General features: G+C 61.6%; 13 protein-coding genes. 5 read left to right on the forward strand and 8 right to left on the reverse strand.

Annotated elements, in window-relative coordinates; genetic code table 11:
* Positions 1 to 509: 509 nt before the first annotated feature.
* Positions 510 to 2,465 (forward strand): M23 family metallopeptidase, encoded by a 1,956-nt coding sequence (locus I2G20_RS15290; protein ID WP_196260607.1) that lies wholly within the window; start codon positions 510 to 512, stop codon positions 2,463 to 2,465.
* Between the two features lie 2 nt (positions 2,466 to 2,467).
* Here the strand turns inward: I2G20_RS15290 and I2G20_RS15295 are convergent, their stop codons facing one another.
* Entirely contained in the window at positions 2,468 to 2,809 is a 342-nt protein-coding gene (locus tag I2G20_RS15295) for a VOC family protein (RefSeq protein WP_196260608.1), read from the reverse strand.
* A gap of 259 nt (positions 2,810 to 3,068) precedes the next feature.
* Between I2G20_RS15295 and I2G20_RS15300 the strand changes: the two genes are divergently transcribed.
* From I2G20_RS15300 to I2G20_RS15310, 3 genes are all read left to right on the forward strand, one after another.
* Positions 3,069 to 4,514, forward strand: a complete 1,446-nt coding sequence (locus tag I2G20_RS15300) for a DEAD/DEAH box helicase (RefSeq protein ID WP_196260609.1) — start codon at positions 3,069 to 3,071, stop codon at positions 4,512 to 4,514.
* 131 nt (positions 4,515 to 4,645) lie between these two features.
* Positions 4,646 to 4,969: a DUF1801 domain-containing protein gene (locus I2G20_RS15305; RefSeq protein WP_246473121.1), complete on the forward strand. Its 324-nt coding sequence runs from the start codon at positions 4,646 to 4,648 to the stop codon at positions 4,967 to 4,969.
* Positions 4,970 to 5,166: 197 nt separating this feature from the next.
* Positions 5,167 to 5,547, forward strand: a complete 381-nt coding sequence (locus I2G20_RS15310; protein WP_196260610.1) for a hypothetical protein — start codon at positions 5,167 to 5,169, stop codon at positions 5,545 to 5,547.
* An 880-nt stretch (positions 5,548 to 6,427) separates the two neighbouring features.
* On the opposite strand, the gene I2G20_RS15315 is transcribed toward I2G20_RS15310, so the two are convergent.
* Genes I2G20_RS15315 through I2G20_RS15325 form a run of 3 tightly spaced genes read right to left on the reverse strand, consistent with a single transcriptional unit; the run spans position 6,428 to position 7,922 of the window.
* On the reverse strand, positions 6,428 to 6,901 hold the full coding sequence (locus I2G20_RS15315; RefSeq protein WP_196260611.1) for an SRPBCC domain-containing protein: 474 nt from the start codon (positions 6,899 to 6,901) through the stop codon (positions 6,428 to 6,430).
* Complete coding sequence (locus I2G20_RS15320; RefSeq protein ID WP_196260612.1) at positions 6,901 to 7,239, reverse strand: ArsR/SmtB family transcription factor; 339 nt, start codon at positions 7,237 to 7,239, stop codon at positions 6,901 to 6,903. The genes I2G20_RS15315 and I2G20_RS15320 overlap by 1 nt, the downstream gene beginning before the upstream one ends.
* A complete protein-coding gene (locus I2G20_RS15325) occupies positions 7,236 to 7,922 on the reverse strand; it encodes a glutathione S-transferase family protein (protein WP_196260613.1) in 687 nt (228 codons plus the stop codon). The genes I2G20_RS15320 and I2G20_RS15325 overlap by 4 nt, the downstream gene beginning before the upstream one ends.
* A gap of 595 nt (positions 7,923 to 8,517) precedes the next feature.
* Here I2G20_RS15325 and I2G20_RS15330 point away from each other — a divergent pair.
* A complete protein-coding gene (locus I2G20_RS15330) occupies positions 8,518 to 9,702 on the forward strand; it encodes a PQQ-dependent sugar dehydrogenase (protein ID WP_196260614.1) in 1,185 nt (394 codons plus the stop codon).
* A 67-nt stretch (positions 9,703 to 9,769) separates the two neighbouring features.
* On the opposite strand, the gene clpB is transcribed toward I2G20_RS15330, so the two are convergent.
* The 4 genes from clpB to prfA form a co-directional block, all read right to left on the reverse strand.
* Entirely contained in the window at positions 9,770 to 12,382 is a 2,613-nt protein-coding gene (clpB, locus tag I2G20_RS15335; RefSeq protein ID WP_196260615.1) for an ATP-dependent chaperone ClpB, read from the reverse strand.
* 268 nt (positions 12,383 to 12,650) lie between these two features.
* Positions 12,651 to 13,304: a DUF4167 domain-containing protein gene (locus I2G20_RS15340; RefSeq protein WP_196260616.1), complete on the reverse strand. Its 654-nt coding sequence runs from the start codon at positions 13,302 to 13,304 to the stop codon at positions 12,651 to 12,653.
* A gap of 355 nt (positions 13,305 to 13,659) precedes the next feature.
* Complete coding sequence (gene prmC / locus I2G20_RS15345) at positions 13,660 to 14,508, reverse strand: peptide chain release factor N(5)-glutamine methyltransferase (protein ID WP_196260617.1); 849 nt, start codon at positions 14,506 to 14,508, stop codon at positions 13,660 to 13,662.
* Between the two features lie 9 nt (positions 14,509 to 14,517).
* On the reverse strand, positions 14,518 to 15,594 hold the full coding sequence (gene prfA, locus I2G20_RS15350) for a peptide chain release factor 1 (protein WP_196260618.1): 1,077 nt from the start codon (positions 15,592 to 15,594) through the stop codon (positions 14,518 to 14,520).
* Between the last annotated feature and the right edge of the window lie 12 nt (positions 15,595 to 15,606).

A 15,606-nucleotide genomic window follows, 5' to 3' on the forward strand; every position in this document is an offset into this window, starting at 1 on the left:
GAGTGTACCTCAATAGAAAACGTGCACCTGTCAGTCGTATCCGCAATAACCTCCAGCTCGCGCCAAAGGCCAAAACACTTCCCGCAGTCCACGTTTCCCTTTCCAACATAACCAACAATGTCAAATAGCAACGCTCTTGGCGTTCTCAGACCTTAAGGAACGATAAGGTGCATCCGGAGCGATCCGGCAGCACAATCCGCCTTGTTCTGAAGTCGCAACGCTAGGCGGCGAGAGCGCCACCGCGTCTGCAGTTCCGGCGTTATATGGGACAGTCCCCGCCCGTGTCAACACACCAGATGTGCAAAAATGACTCTTTTTTGACACCCGGTCTTTTACGGACTGAATCCCTACACAGGCTTCCAAGTTTGGCCTTATTTCCGGTTCATCCCCATATGAAGCAATGGCCTGATGGCCCATTGCGCCTCGATTGCTTGACATAACATGTTTGTGCGTCCATCCCTTTGACGCGCAGACCGGACAGGATCGACCCAACGGTCGGGGGATAAGAGTTGAATGCAGCGCAGCGCAGCCGCCATGTCGCCCTTCTAAAGGCGACGGGCTTTGAGGATTCGCCGGCTTTGACGGTGAAATCCTCCGAGGGTGCCCTGCCGCAGGGACGCGAGCTCAACTTCGCCTGGTTGACCGGAACGGTGCTAACGGGCGTTACCTCCTTTCTACTTATGGCCGCCGCGCTTCAGGTGTCCTTTAAAGGTCAGGATACGTTTTCCACACCTTACGAAGCGCTGGCGATTCAGCGACCGGCTCATGTCTCCACGACATCCGCTGATTCGCTCGTGGCAAAGACGCGACGCGCCAAGCCCGTAACCCAGACGCATTCGGACCGCCAGGTGATCGTGGCTTCGATCCGCGAGGAAATCGACGGCGTGGCGCGTATCCGCAATCAGCCGTTCACCCGTATCGAGTCGACGCTCGCCACCGCCGCGACCGCTCTTTCGGACAATATTCCCGAATACGATCCTGTAGCCCTTCTCGCACGCAACGAACCCCTGCGCACGAACGCTGCCGCCGATCTAGTGAGCACCGATATTTACGGCGCCGACGTGGAAGGGGAAGTAACGGTCCGTACGGCCTCGCTTCCGCTCGACCTGAACCCGCCACGCGCCATTTCCGACATGAGCGCCGCCCAGTTCGTTCGCATGTCCGTCGAGGGTGCCTATACGGAGGCAGACCCGACGCTTCTCGCCTATGCGGGCTTCAATGTGGGCAGCCTGCGGGAACTGGCTACGAGTGCAGCCTCCGGGCCCATTGTCGGGTTTGCCGAAAATGTGACCTTGCTTCCCAAAACGCGGTCCAGCGAGGATGTCAGCCAGTCGAGAACAGAGCGCGTTCTCACGATTCGCGAGGACACCCCACTGACCGATGCGCTGATCCGGAACGGCTTTACGCCCCAGATGGTGGCCGCGGTGACCAGGGCGATGGGCAATGTCTATCCCGCCACGGTCCTTCCGCAAGGGTACCGCCTGCGTATTCTGCTGGGCCCCACACGGGGCAGCAACACCCTCATCCCCTATCGCGTCAGCATCTATTCGGGAACCAGCCACAGGGTGACCGTGGCGCTCACGGACCGCGGACAATACGTGCTGGCGCTCGAGCCGCCCGCCATCGCCTTTACTGAGGAAGACACCGAGGAAGTCAATCTCGCCAATCTGCCATCGATATACCGTTCGCTGTGGGAGACCGGCCGCAAACATGACCTTCCCGATGCGGTCATCGACCGGATAGCGGCCATGTATGCCTACGATCTCGACCTCACCCGCCGCATCGCGCCAGGCGATTCGATCGACATGCTGCTTTCCGGGTCCCCGGAGACGGGCGATCAGGAGTTGCTCTATGTGAGCCTAAAGCTGGGCAACACCGTGCGCGAGCTTTTCCGTTTCCGTACCGATGACGGAGTGATCGATTTCTACAATCCTGATGGTGAGACCGGCAAGCAGTTCCTCCTGCGCCGTCCGCTCGAAGGTGGGGGCACGCTGCGCTCGCGCTACGGATATCGCCGCCATCCGGTCTTCGGCGACTATCGTCTTCACACCGGGGTCGATCTTTCCGCCCGCACCGGGACGCCGATCTATGCCGGCGGCGACGGCGTCGTCGAGCGCGCACAATGGTTCTCGGGCTACGGCCGCTATGTCGAAATCCGGCACGCCAATGGCTACAACACCGCATACGGGCACATGTCTGCCATTGCCGATGGCATCACACCGGGCACCAGGGTGAGCCAGGGCCAGGTGATCGGCTATGTCGGCTCCACCGGCGTTTCGACCGGCCCGCACCTGCATTATGAAATCAAGATCAACGGCCATACGGTCGATCCGCTCGCGGTAAAGCTCCCGCGCGCCAATTCATTACCCCCGCAATACCGGACGAGCTTCGACAACACCGTCGCCCAAATCCGTGCCCTGATGGTTCATGAGGCGACCCCCAACGTGACTGTGGCCTCGAACTAACGCTACGCCTTGGGCTCGCTCCATATCGCCAATTCGTTGCCGCCAGGCTCGCGGAAGTGGAACCGCCGGCCGCCGGGAAAATCGAACTGCGGACGAACGACAATGCCGCCAGCCGCTCGCACCGCTGCCTCGGCAGCATCGAGATCGGGGGCATAGAGCACTGCAAGCGGAGCTTTGGGCTCCCCCTCCGCTTGTTCGACCCCGCCATCAAGGCCAGCATTCTCGAATGCGGCATAATCCGGCCCGTAATCGGTGAATCCCCAGCCAAAGGCAGCCGAAAAGAACGCCTTGCTGGCGACGATATCGCTGCTTGCAAGTTCGAGATAATTGATGGTCACCTGCATGATCGGCCTCCATGTTTGTTCTCTCTATGTTCTTGCATAACGGAGCTCGGTCTGCAAGAGGCATCCGAAACCCTTTGGGCTTTGGGTAAAAGCGTGTTATGGGGCGCGCCAACGGCTTTTGCGGCGGATGGTCCAGCGCGAAATGCCATTTTGTCCCCAATCAGCACCTGTGCCGGTCTCCGCATAAAAATATGCGCCCGCCGTCCGATTTTCCTGTCTGCATCTGGTGCAGCGCAAAAATAGAAAAGCGAAGACACCCATGCAGCCCCTTCCCGAAACCATTGCCGCCGCCCTTCTCGCGCGCGGCTATGCCGAACTGACTGACGTCCAATCTGCCGTGCTCGCCCCGGAAGCCGAAGGCCGTGACATGATCGTCTCGGCACAGACCGGCTCGGGTAAGACTGTTGCCTTTGGCCTCGCGATGGCGACGCGACTTCTTGAAGGCGGAGAAACGCTGCCCGAACACAGCGCGCCCCTGGCTTTGGTCGTTGCCCCGACCCGGGAGCTCGCGCTGCAGGTCGCACAGGAACTGAGTTGGCTCTACAAGCAGGCCAACGTCCGCATCGCCACCTGCGTCGGGGGCATGGACCCAGCGAAAGAGCGCCGGGCACTCTCGCGCGGCGCCCATATCGTCGTCGGCACGCCTGGCCGGCTTTGCGACCATATCAGGCGCGGCGCGCTTGACCTTTCTTCCATCTCTTATGTCGTGCTTGACGAGGCCGACGAGATGCTCGACATGGGGTTTCGCGAAGATCTCGAAGCGATCCTTGAAGCGACGCCGGAAACGCGCAACACGCTGCTCTTTTCGGCCACCATGCCAAAGCCGATCCTCGCGCTCGCCAAGCGCTATCAGCGCGACATGCTGCGCATCTCGACCGTTGAATCGGGCACGGCCCATGCCGATATCGATTATCGCGCCGTAACGATTGCGCCGGCTGACACCGAGCGCGCCGTCATCAACATCCTGCGCTTCCATGAAGCCCAGACCGCGATGCTCTTTTGCGCCACCCGCGAAAATGTCCGCCAGCTTTATGAAGCGCTGACTGCGCGCGGCTTTACCGCCGTTGCGCTTTCGGGCGAGCACACCCAGAAGGAGCGCAATCAGGCAATCTCGGCCCTGCGCGATGGCCGCGCCCGTATCTGCGTTGCGACCGATGTGGCGGCGCGCGGCATCGATATCGCCTCGCTCAGCCTTGTCGTTCACGTCGAAATCCCCCGCGATGCCGAGGTGCTCCAGCACCGCTCGGGCCGCACGGGCCGCGCCGGTAACAAGGGCACCGCGATCCTCGTCGTCCCCCATACCCGCCGCAAGCGCGTCGAAGCGATGCTGCGCGAGGCCAAGATCAAGGCGTGGTGGGAAGATGTCCCGACCGCCGAAATGATCCGCACCAAGGATCGCGAACGTGTGCTCGCAACGCTCGGCGCACCCGTTGCCGCCGCCAGCGCGCATGAAGCCCAGCTTGTTGCCGAACTCCTGAAGCAGAAATCGCCCGAGGATATCGCGCTGACCCTGCTGCGCACCCACGCCCGCGATATGCCGGCGGCTGAAGATTTCATCCCCGCCGCATGGACGCCCGCGCCGTTCAAGAAGGACAAAAAGCCCTTCAAGCACCGCGCCGAAGGGGCCCGCGATTTCAAGAAGCCGGGCAAGCCCCATTTCGCCAAATCGTTCAAGCCCAAATACAAGGGCAAGAAGGCGAGCTGACGCAAACGCTGTTTTGCATCCCGGCGGGCGCTGCTAGTCTGCCGGGATGACACCACCTGTCCCCAACGAAATCTCCACAGCGCTTGAGCGCCACCCCGAAGCGATCCGGACCCAGCTCCTCGCCATCCGGGATGGTGATCTTCGCCGTTGCGCGCGCAACCGATGGCGTTGGGCAATTGACCGAAACGCTCAAATGGGGCGAGCCGTCCTATCTCACCGAAAAGACCAAATCGGGCACGACAATAAGGCTCGGCGTCTCGAAACACGCCCCGGACAAACCGGCGATTTTCGTCAATTGCCAGACCAGCCTGATCGGCGATTTCCGCGATCATTTCCGTGACGAATTCGCCTTTGAAGGCACCCGCGGGCTGATCGTCAGCGATGCCGCCGCGATCCCCCAGGCCCCGCTCAGCCAGTGCATCAAATCGGCGCTGACCTACCACAGGCGCAAATAAAAGCCTCACCTCCGACGCTTTTTACCCGCCGCCAAGCTGCGGCCAAACGCGGCTGCCCCACTGTCGCGTGACTTTGCCGATCACGTTTTTGACTTTCGGGCAACCATACCGGGGAACGGGCGTTGGGGATGCACGGGGCATAACTTTAACCGCGCTTGCTGATCGAAAATCCATGCGCGGCGTATGGAGAAAACAAAATGCTAAAGCCCTTGCTCGCCAGCCTCACCATGGCCGCCGCCCTCCTCGCAGCACCGGTCTTCGCTCAGGATCTGACACCCAACGGAACCTGGGTCGACCAGTGGGGCACCACCTTCACCTTCGAGCTGTGTGGTGACGGCACCCAACTCTGCGGGGTGCTCAACGACATCCAGGGCGAGTCGCGCACCGAGGAAAACCTTGCCTTTGTCGACGAACAGGTCGTCGCGGCCGATCAGGTTGCCCCCAACCAATGGGAAGGCCAGATCGCTCTCAACGGCGGCACTGCCACGGCAAAGGTGGAGATGATCGACGAAAACACGCTCACCATCACCGGATGCCAGTTCATCATCTGCAACTCGATCGAGTATGTTCGCGCCTGATCGTTTGGTGAACCTGGGGACGGAACAGAGAAAGGCCGCAGCACACGCTGCGGCTTTTTTGCGTGCATGAAGCATTTCATCGATTGGCGGAATCGACCTCTCTCCCCTCTCGCTTCCCCGGCCTTGAGCCGGGGTCCAGGCTTGCTTGTTTTGTCTCACGGGCCGCACCGTGAAATCCATGACGGGCTAAAGCCGCCCTATGGATTTCACTGGCCCTCCGACGGGGCGGCGCAAACGTGCGCCGGGGTCCTCACTTCGTTCGTCCTTCCCGTACTGAGGCATCGCTGTCCTTTCCGTCCTCATTATCGAGTCATCGGGGGGCCTCTCATGCGCGCACGCCCAGGCGCCCGATGGCTTTGGGCCTCGGGGGATGCTGGCCGTCGAACAGGCATGGGGCGATGAACGCTCCGCACTCTTTTAGTCTGTATGAAGCGATCATCGCCCCAGGCATCCGGGATTTTAGGCTTATGGCGGCGTTCTCGGGCTGGGGTTTGTTGGGAGCACACCGTTTCCAATGGCTCCCGCTGCCCCTCCGGGTTTCCCCGGTGCGACGTGGGAGAGTCACACGGGCCGTTATTCTGACCCGCACCCCTCACATGTTATCCACATCCGGCCATCCGTCCGCTTTGGACCTCCGCTGGGACGACTCCCATCGGACCCGGACCGACGCGGTTTTCAGGTCCGGTCCAGGGGGTAATCCGCCCTGAACCCTTCCATCCAACCTCCCGCCACACGTTCGTTGCGCATGCGTTCGGCGCGGGGTCGTGAGGGCAGTATGGCGCGGGTGGAGGCGGCGGGGATAAGATTTGTGTGAGTGGCTGTTTCCGACCCCATTTCGGTCGTTCAACGCCAGCCGATCAACACCCGAAAGATGACGGTCCTAGTCGGAGACACCGTCCTCCATACCTGCCATGATTTCCTGCAATCGGGAAAAGCCGACGCCCGTGCCGCTCTCTCGTACGTCACCGTCGGCCGGGTTCCCGAAGACGGCTTGTTCGGTGAATGTCATGGTGGTCTTGCCACCTTTGCTCGCGAACTCAACGGTGACGAGCGAGGAGGAAATGGGCGCGCCGTTGGTTCGCATGGTATAGGCGTACACAATGCGCTGGCGGGGATGAACCTCTAGGAAATGGGCCAGCATGGCTTGCTCAGTGCCATCGGGCATGCGCCAGATCATGCTCTCATGTCCGTCGACACGGAAATCGAAGCGATCCTCGATCACCCGCCAGTCGGGATGGCAAGCGTTCCAGCGGCGCTTGAGGTCGTGTTCCGACCAGAAGCGGAAAGCATGCGCGGGGCTGCCGGGCAGTTCCCGCTCGATTACAAACGACCTGTGATCGACGGCGACACCCATCAGTGATCCTTCCCTTCAGGAATTTCGAGCATCAACTCGGCCAGACGGTCGAAAGCTGCATTAAGTTCGCGCTGTCGCTGATCGACCCAGTCGGCCAGTATGACAAGGGCTTCCCTGCGCATGCGGTAGGTACGGGTGCGGCCCGTCTTTTTGCTGACGACAATGCCTCCTTCTTCGAGCACCTTGAGATGCTTGAGGACAGCTGGCAGTTGAACTGCGGCAGGTGAGGCCAGTTCCTTCACCGATGCCGGACCCCGGCAAAGGCGTTCCACAAAGCCGCGGCGATGAGGGTCCGCCATCACTTGGAAAAGGCGGTCCAGATTGTCTTGGCCCGTCATACCAGTGGCTCCAGGAAGCGGGCCGGCATGGCCTCGCGATAAGGGAAGAACTTGAAATAGGGTTGCGCCTCGGAGAGCACGCGCCTCACGGACGGTCGCGCGAGCAGGCGTTCGAAATAACCGTGCAGTTGTGGCCGATCGTCTCCGCCCGGATGCACGATAAGGGCGAAGAACAAAGCCGGCAGTGCCGAACAATCGGCCATGGTAAAGGTTTCCCCGGTGATCCATGGCCCCGTATAAAGCTGCCCTTCTATCATGCCATAGGCCATGTCGAGCGTGGCATGCGCTTCCGCCAAGCCGTGAGGGTCTGTCGCTCCTTCCGGCCTGATACGGTCCGCGACGATCTTTTGCATGGGCACGCTGACATAGAGGTCAAAGAAGCGATCCCACAGACGCACATCCAACTGAAGGCCCGCATCGTCCGGAATGAGCGGCACGGGGCCTGGGTAATGCTGCTGCAGATATTCGATCATGATGCTGGTTTCGGGCACGACCCGGTTGCACGCACTATCGTGGAGGACTGGGATCTTGCCGACAGGCCAGCGCTCGATATGCGCCGTTGCAGAACCCGGGTTGGAGAAGTCGACGAGACTGGGCTCAAACGGCGTTTCGTTCTCGTAAAGCGCGATGAGCACCTTGTGGCAAAATGAAGCGAGGGGATGAAGGTGGAGGGTCAGACTCATGACATATCCCTAAAGTTTCTGTTGTCGGAAACTATTAGCTGGATGATGCCGCGATGGCAAGAAACTTTCCATTCGTGGAAACTTCTGGTCCCGCCGCTTGACGGCAGCTGTCGATCGGCTCGCCTCCAAGAGCCGCCTGTCCGCTTCCCACCCTCCGGGCGGCTTCTGTGAACCAAGAGCATCATATCGTGAGTATCCCATCTCAGGTCTCCCTGGCCATGATTGGCCGAAGGAGAAACGATCAAGGCGGGCAACCCTGGGGCCGATTCCGGTCAGTCCGGTTCTAGCAGAGAATTGGAGGAAGCCGACGTTCGGCATCCCACTCCAATACCGCCATACCCACAAAAAACCCGTCTCCGGGGCCTTTCTCATTTCTCACACTACGCTTGGCAGCCGCTATTCCGCCAGCGCGTCCACCACTTCGCCCTCGGCGGGTGGCGCGATGGATCCAGGCTTTAGCCGGGATAGCGAAGGAAGCGTGACGCCGCTTCGATCGAAATCCGGCATGCTCTAGGTTGGCGCTGCACGCGAGGTTGGAACCTTCAACGCACTCTCCTGTTGGGTCTTGAGTTCAACCTTGATCAGGAGAGTGCCGATGACCCTAATCGCGCGCGCAGCCATTGCTTCGCCTCTTGTGCTTTTCACCGCTGTCCCAGCCTTGGGCCAGGAGGAAACGGCCCGGACAGAGCATTACGATCTTTCAATCCAGACAGTCCTTAGCGGCGTCGAGCACCCCTGGGCCCTGGCCTTCGTTTCCGAAGACCGGTTTCTCGTGACCGAGCGCAACAGTGGCACGCTCTCGCTCGCCAGTCTCGACGGGTCGCATCTGCATCCACTCTGGCAAGCCGAAGATCTGTTCCGATACGAAGGCGAGACCGGCCGCAGCCAGGCGGGCATGTTCGACGTCAAGCTCCATCCCGGGTTCGAGGACAACGGCTGGGTCTATGTCAGCTATTCGCGCCAGACCGAGCGCGGCGCGGCTGTCGTTATCGTCCGCGGCACGCTCGAAGCCGGTGAGAACGGTGAGATGGCCCTTTCGGAAATCGAAGACATATTCGTGATGAAAGAGGACGATCAGGATTCGAGCGGCCTGCATTTTGGCGGCCGGATGGCTTTCGATCCCGCCGACGCCTCTCTCTTTCTTTCCATCGGCGAGCGCCGCAACATTGAGCGTGCCCAGGACGCAACCGATCAGGCCGGTTCGGTCTTGCGTATGACCGACCAAGGTGAGCCACATCCGGACAACGTACCGTTCGAAGTCGAAGATCCCGAGGACGGCGAGCCTGACGCCTACCTCTTCTCGATCGGCAATCGCAATATCCAGGCATTGACGGTCCACCCCACCACCAACGAGCTCTGGGCAGCCGACCACGGCCCCGAGGGCGGCGACGAAATCCAGTTGATCGAAGCAGGCAACAATTACGGTTGGCCGTTCATCACGGGAGGGGAGGATTATTCAGGCGCTCCGATCGGTGTGGGCCTTGCCATGGAAGGCATGATCTCGCCCGTTCACGTCTTTGAGGAGACGGTCGCCCCATCCGGCCTCACTTTCGTTCCCGAGGGCACAAGCTTTGCCGAATGGACCGGCGACTTGCTGGTGGGCGGGCTGGTGACCGAAGGACTCGTGCGCATCACGCTCCAAGACGGGCAGGTCGCCAATGAGGAAGTTATCGAGATCGGCCAACGCGTCCGGGACGTCCAGATCGGCCCCGATGGCGATATCTGGCTCGTGACCGACCACGCCGACGGCACCGTCCTGCGCGTAACGCCGCAGGGATAAACGAACGGCTTTTGCACTAAAAGGCCCCGTCTCCGGGGCCTTTTTCATTCTTCGCTTGCAAAGGACCTCATTCCGCCGCTGCGTCCACCACTTCGCCTTCGATCATCGGCAGGATCACCAGCCCGTCCTCTCCGGCATCCACCTTGACGCTGCCGCCATCGACGATCTCGCCAGCGAGCAGCTTCTCGGCCATTTCGTCCTGAACGGCGCGCTGGATGACGCGCTTGAGGGGCCTTGCGCCATAAACCGGATCATAGCCCTCGTTCGCCAGCCAGTCGCGGGCGGCGGGTGTGACCTCAAGGGCAATTTCGCGGGTGTCGAGCAGCCTTTGCAGGCGCCCAAGCTGGATATCGACAATCGCGCCCATCTGCCCGCGTTCGAGCCGGTGGAAGAGGAGGATTTCGTCCACGCGGTTCAGGAACTCGGGCCGGAACGCGGCCTTGACTGCATCGAGCACTTTGCCCCGCACAAGCTCTACCGGTTCGCCCTCGGGCTGGGCCGAAAGATATTCGGAGCCAAGGTTCGAGGTCATGATGATGAGCGTGTTGCGGAAATCGACAGTGTGCCCCTGCCCGTCGGTCAGCCGCCCGTCATCGAGCACCTGCAACAGCACGTTGAAGACATCCGGGTGCGCCTTTTCGATCTCATCGAACAGGATCACCTGATAGGGCCGGCGGCGCACCGCTTCGGTCAAAATGCCGCCCTCCTCATAGCCGACATAACCCGGAGGCGCGCCGATCAACCGGGCCACCGCGTGCTTTTCCATGAATTCCGACATGTCGAGCCGGACCATCGCCGTCTCGTCGTCGAAAAGGAATTGCGCGAGTGCCTTGGTCAGCTCGGTCTTGCCCACGCCCGTGGGGCCGAGGAACATGAACGAACCAATGGGGCGGTTGGGATCCTGCAATCCTGCGCGTGAGCGCCTGACGGCGCGGGACACGGCCTCGACGGCCTCTGCCTGCCCGATGACGCGCTTGCCCAACTCCTCTTCCATGCGCAACAGCTTGTCGCGCTCGCCCTCGAGCATCTTGTCGACTGGTACCCCCGTCCAGCGCGAGACGACCTGCGCGATATGGTTGGGGGTCACGACCTCCTCGACCATCTCGGTGCCGGTCGCTTCGAGTGACTCGGCATCCTTCAGTCGCTTTTCGAGGTCGGGGATGACGCCATAGGCAAGTTCGCCTGCACGTGCGAGGTCGCCCTTGCGCTGCGCCAGCTCGAGCTCGGTCCGTGCCTGGTCGAGCTGCTCCTTGAGCTTGGTTCCGCCCGCGAGCCGTTCCTTTTCAGCCAGCCAGCGCTGGGTCAGCGCATCGGATTCTTCCTCGAGCCCAGCAAGCTCGGCTTCCAGGCGGGTAAGCCTGGTCTTGGACGCGTCGTCATCTTCCTTCTTTAGGGCCTCGCGCTCGATCTTCAACTGGATGATGCGACGGTCGAGCTCATCGAGCGCCTCGGGCTTGGAGTCTACCGCCATGCGGAGCCTTGCCGCAGCCTCGTCCATCAGATCGATGGCCTTGTCGGGCAGGAACCGGTCGGTGATGTAGCGGTTGGACAAGGTCGCCGCCGAAACCAGCGCCGAGTCCGAAATCCGCACCCCATGGTGCAGCTCGTATTTTTCCTTGAGGCCGCGAAGAATCGAAATCGTATCCTCGACAGTCGGTTCATCGACAAACACCGGCTGGAAACGGCGGGCCAGCGCGGCGTCCTTTTCGACGTGCTTTTTGTATTCATCGAGCGTTGTCGCGCCCACGCAATGGAGTTCACCGCGCGCCAGGGCGGGCTTTAAAAGGTTCGAGGCATCCATCGCGCCATCGGCCTTGCCGGCGCCCACCAGGGTATGCATCTCGTCGATGAAAAGGACGATCTTGCCTTCGGCGGCCTGCACTTCGGAAAGCACCGATTTCAGCCGCTCCTCAAACTCGCCGCGATATTTGGCCCCCGCGATCAGCGCACCCATATCGAGCGCGAGCAGCGACTTGTTCTTGAGGCTCTCCGGTACGTCGCCATTGACGATCCTGAGCGCCAACCCTTCGGCAATCGCAGTCTTGCCTACGCCCGGCTCACCGATCAGCACGGGGTTGTTCTTGGTCCGGCGCGAAAGCACCTGGATGGCGCGGCGTATTTCCTCGTCGCGTCCGATCACCGGATCGAGCTTGCCTAAGCGGGCCTCTTCGGTAAGGTCGCGTGCGTATTTCTTCAGGGCATCATAGGTGTTTTCAGCCGATGCCGAATCGGCTGTCCGCCCCTTGCGGATCGCTTCGATGGCTGCATTGAGCCCATTGGGCGTTACCCCGCTCGAAGCGAGAATCTTGCCCGCATCGGTATCCTTTTCGATCGTCAGCGCAAGGAGCATTCGCTCGACGGTTACGAAGCTGTCTCCGGCCTTGTTCGCCGCCTCCTCGGCCGTCGCAAAGACTCGCGCCAACTCGCGCGAGAGATAAACCTGCCCGCTATCGCCGGAAACCGAGGGAAGTTTCTTGAGCCCGTCCTCGACCCCGGCACGTACGGCCTGCGCATTGCCGCCTGCACGCTCGATCAGCCCGGCGGCCATGCCTTCGGGATCGTCGACGAGGACCTTGAGGATGTGAATTGGCAGAAACTGCTGTTGGCCGCGCGAGAGGGCCAGTTGCTGCGCGCTCTGGAGAAAACCGCGTGCGCGCTCGGTGTATTTTTCGATATTCATCGCTTCAACTCTCCTTGTCCTGGCGCGGTTTCCCTGCCCGGTTCCGGCACAAAGGGAAAACGCCCGAAGCGTTGCATTTGACTATGGGGGACAGCCCGCTTGGCGGCACTGACCTCGATCAAGAAGAGATATAGGTACGCCGCAGCCAAGAAAAAGGGCCGGACGTTCAGGTCCGGCCCATAATCTTTCAGGTTCGGTAAAGACCCTCTTCGCCAGGGAAGGGCCTGGCTTCGCGCGGCTAGGCCGGCCGAGGGGCGCGCTCGCTGCGCTACTCGGCCGCTGCTTCCCGGCCTGCAGTAAGGAACGCGGGAAGTTCGGGCTGCGGCGCATCGGCCAGGTCGCCCTGCCCCTCACGCGGAGCCCGGCGCGGGCGGCGTGCCCGGCGCGGCTTTTCTTCGCTCTCGCCGGCGGCGTCGGCAGCCTCGGGAGCGGCGCGGGCCGCTTCGGTTTCATCCTCGTTGCCGTCAGCGGTCTCGCGATCCTCGCGGCGCGGGCGGCGCTGCCGCGGGTTACGGCGGGTTTCGCGACCGCCTTCGCCCTGCCCAGCCTCGGCTTCCACCTCTTCACCCGCCTCGGCAGGCATGGCCTGGTTCCCGGATTCGTCCTCGTCGTCCTCGTTGCCGGCATCGGCAAACTGGTCCTGGCGCGGCTGATACTGCGCCTGCGCGGCCAGAATGATACGGAAATAATGTTCGGCATGCTGGAGATAGTTCTCCGCCATCACCGAGTCGCCCGAGGCGGTCGCATCGCGCGCCAACTGGACATACTTCTCTGCGATGTGAGCCGCATTTCCACGGATTTTGACGTCCGGGCCGTTGCTCTCGTAGTTGCGCGACAAGGGATTGCCGCCGCCACCGCCACGCCGCTGGTTGTTGTTCCGGCCACGCGATCGCTGCTTGTTGTTCTGCTGGTTAGGTCTCATCTGCTCGCTTCAACACGCTTCCTGAAGGTGTGCGCTTTACTCAAAGGGGATATGGCCAATGGCGGAATGCAATCCACCACGCAATGGAAGCCACGCGGCACCCGGCCCTTCAACAAGGCCCCCTCGTCGGCCGCTCTCTGGAATCCCCAAAAAGGCTGTATGGCCCGGCCACTCCCGAAATCGCGCGACTCACGCTAAAATCCGTTCCGCATCTGCGGCAGCCTTGAGCGACTTCGATTTCCGGGTGGTGCCATCGAGGCGCATCAACGCCTCATCAGCGGATGCAACCTAACCGCATCGGCCCCATATTCCAAGAGAAATATTCGTGCCCCCCCAAAATGCCGCACGCCGAAAGTCAGGGCGCGTAACCGGCAACCATTCTATGGTGTCCCGCAAGGTCCTTTTCAACCTCGACGCCCGTTAATCCCGACGCTCGGAAAAGATTCGCAACCGCCTCACCCTGGTCAAACCCGATCTCGACAGCCACTGCTCCACCCGGCCGCAGATGGGAAAGAACTTTGGCCGTGATGATCCGGTAGGGGTCCAGCCCGCTCAGCCCTCCATCAAGCGCCAGCGCCGGGTCGAACCGCGCAACCTCGGGCGCCAACCCCTCGATTTCATCTCGGGCGATATAGGGCGGATTGGAGAGGATGAGATCGAATTTACGCCCTGCGACCGGAGCAAACCAATCGCCCTCCAGCGCCTCGAACCGCGCCCCGAGCCCCAGCGCCTCTGCATTGGCCCGTGCTTGTAAAACCGCCTCCGCGGCAAGATCGACGCCCACTCCCTTGGCGTCCTGCAAATTGGCGAGCAGCGCAAGAACGATGCAGCCTGTACCCGACCCGAGATCGAGGATTGCCGCATCCTCGTGCCCCTTGAGATGCCCGATCCCAAAATCGACGAGCATTTCGGTTTCCGGCCGCGGCACCAGTGTTGCCGGGTTAAGTCCAAAATCGAGCCCGTAGAACTCCTGCCGACCCACAATCCGCGCTACCGGCTCGCGCGCCAGGCGGCGCGCGACGAGCACTTCATATCCGGCGCGCTCGTCCGCGCCCACCGGCTCTCCCTCGGATGCGATGAGTTCCGTCGCGCCGATCCTGAGGCTATGGCAAATCAAAACCCGCGCATCGAGCCCCGCGGTCTCGATTCCCGCCGCCGCGAACGCATCCCGCACCGCCCGCCAGAGCTGGCCTCGGGTCAGCAAGAGCGTCTCTCAGCCATTGCCTTCGAGCGCCGCCAGTTGTGCTGCCTGGTTTTCCGTCACGAGGGCATCGATGATTTCGCCCAGACTCTCTCCGGCAATCACCTGCGGGAGTTTATAGAGCGTGAGGTTGATCCGATGGTCCGTCACCCGCCCTTGCGGAAAATTATAGGTCCGGATGCGTTCCGACCGGTCTCCCGATCCCACCTGGTCGCGACGGCTTTCGCTACGTTCGGCGTCGCGCTTTTGCCGCTGCTCCTCATAAAGCCGCGCACGCAGCACCTTCATGGCGTTGGCCCTGTTCTGGTGCTGGGATTTTTCCGCGCTCGTCACGACGATTCCCGTTGGAATATGCGTGATGCGCACCGCAGAGTCGGTGGTATTGACGTGCTGCCCACCCGCGCCCGAGGCGCGCATGGTATCGATCCTGATGTCTTCGTTGCGGATTTCGATGTCGATATCCTCGACCTCGGGCAGCACGGCAACCGTCGCCGCCGAAGTGTGGATGCGCCCCGACGCCTCCGTCTCCGGTACGCGCTGCACCCGGTGCACCCCGGATTCGTATTTTAGCTTTGCGAACACCCCCGCCCCTGAAATCGAGGCGATGATTTCCTTAAAGCCCCCCGCATCGCCCTCTGAGGTTTCCATCACGGAGACGCGCCACCCCTGGTTTTCGGCATAGCGCTGATACATCCGGAAGAGATCGCCAGCAAAAAGCGCCGCCTCGTCTCCACCCGTCCCCGCGCGCACTTCGAGGATGGCGCTCTTCTCGTCCGCCGCGTCCTTGGGGAGCAGCAGGATGCGGATTTCCTGCGTAAGGGCTTCGATCCGCTCTTCGAGCTCGCCGATTTCGGCTTCTGCCAGTTCTGCCATTTCGGCATCGCCCGCTTTCGCCAGTTCCTCAGCGCCGGCGAGATCCGACCGTGCGCCCTTGTAGGCCCTGATCTTTGCGACCATAGGCGAGAGTTCGGAGTACTCCTTGGAGAGCTTCACGTAGCTTTCCGGATCGGGACTGGCCGACATGGCATGCTCGATCGATTCAAAGCGCCGCTCAAGGGCGTCCAGCTTGTCATGTGGCAATCCGGCCATCTCGGGACCCAA

Origin of the sequence: Pelagibacterium limicola (genome assembly GCF_015694405.1) — a bacterium.
Lineage (GTDB): Bacteria > Pseudomonadota > Alphaproteobacteria > Rhizobiales > Devosiaceae > Pelagibacterium > Pelagibacterium limicola.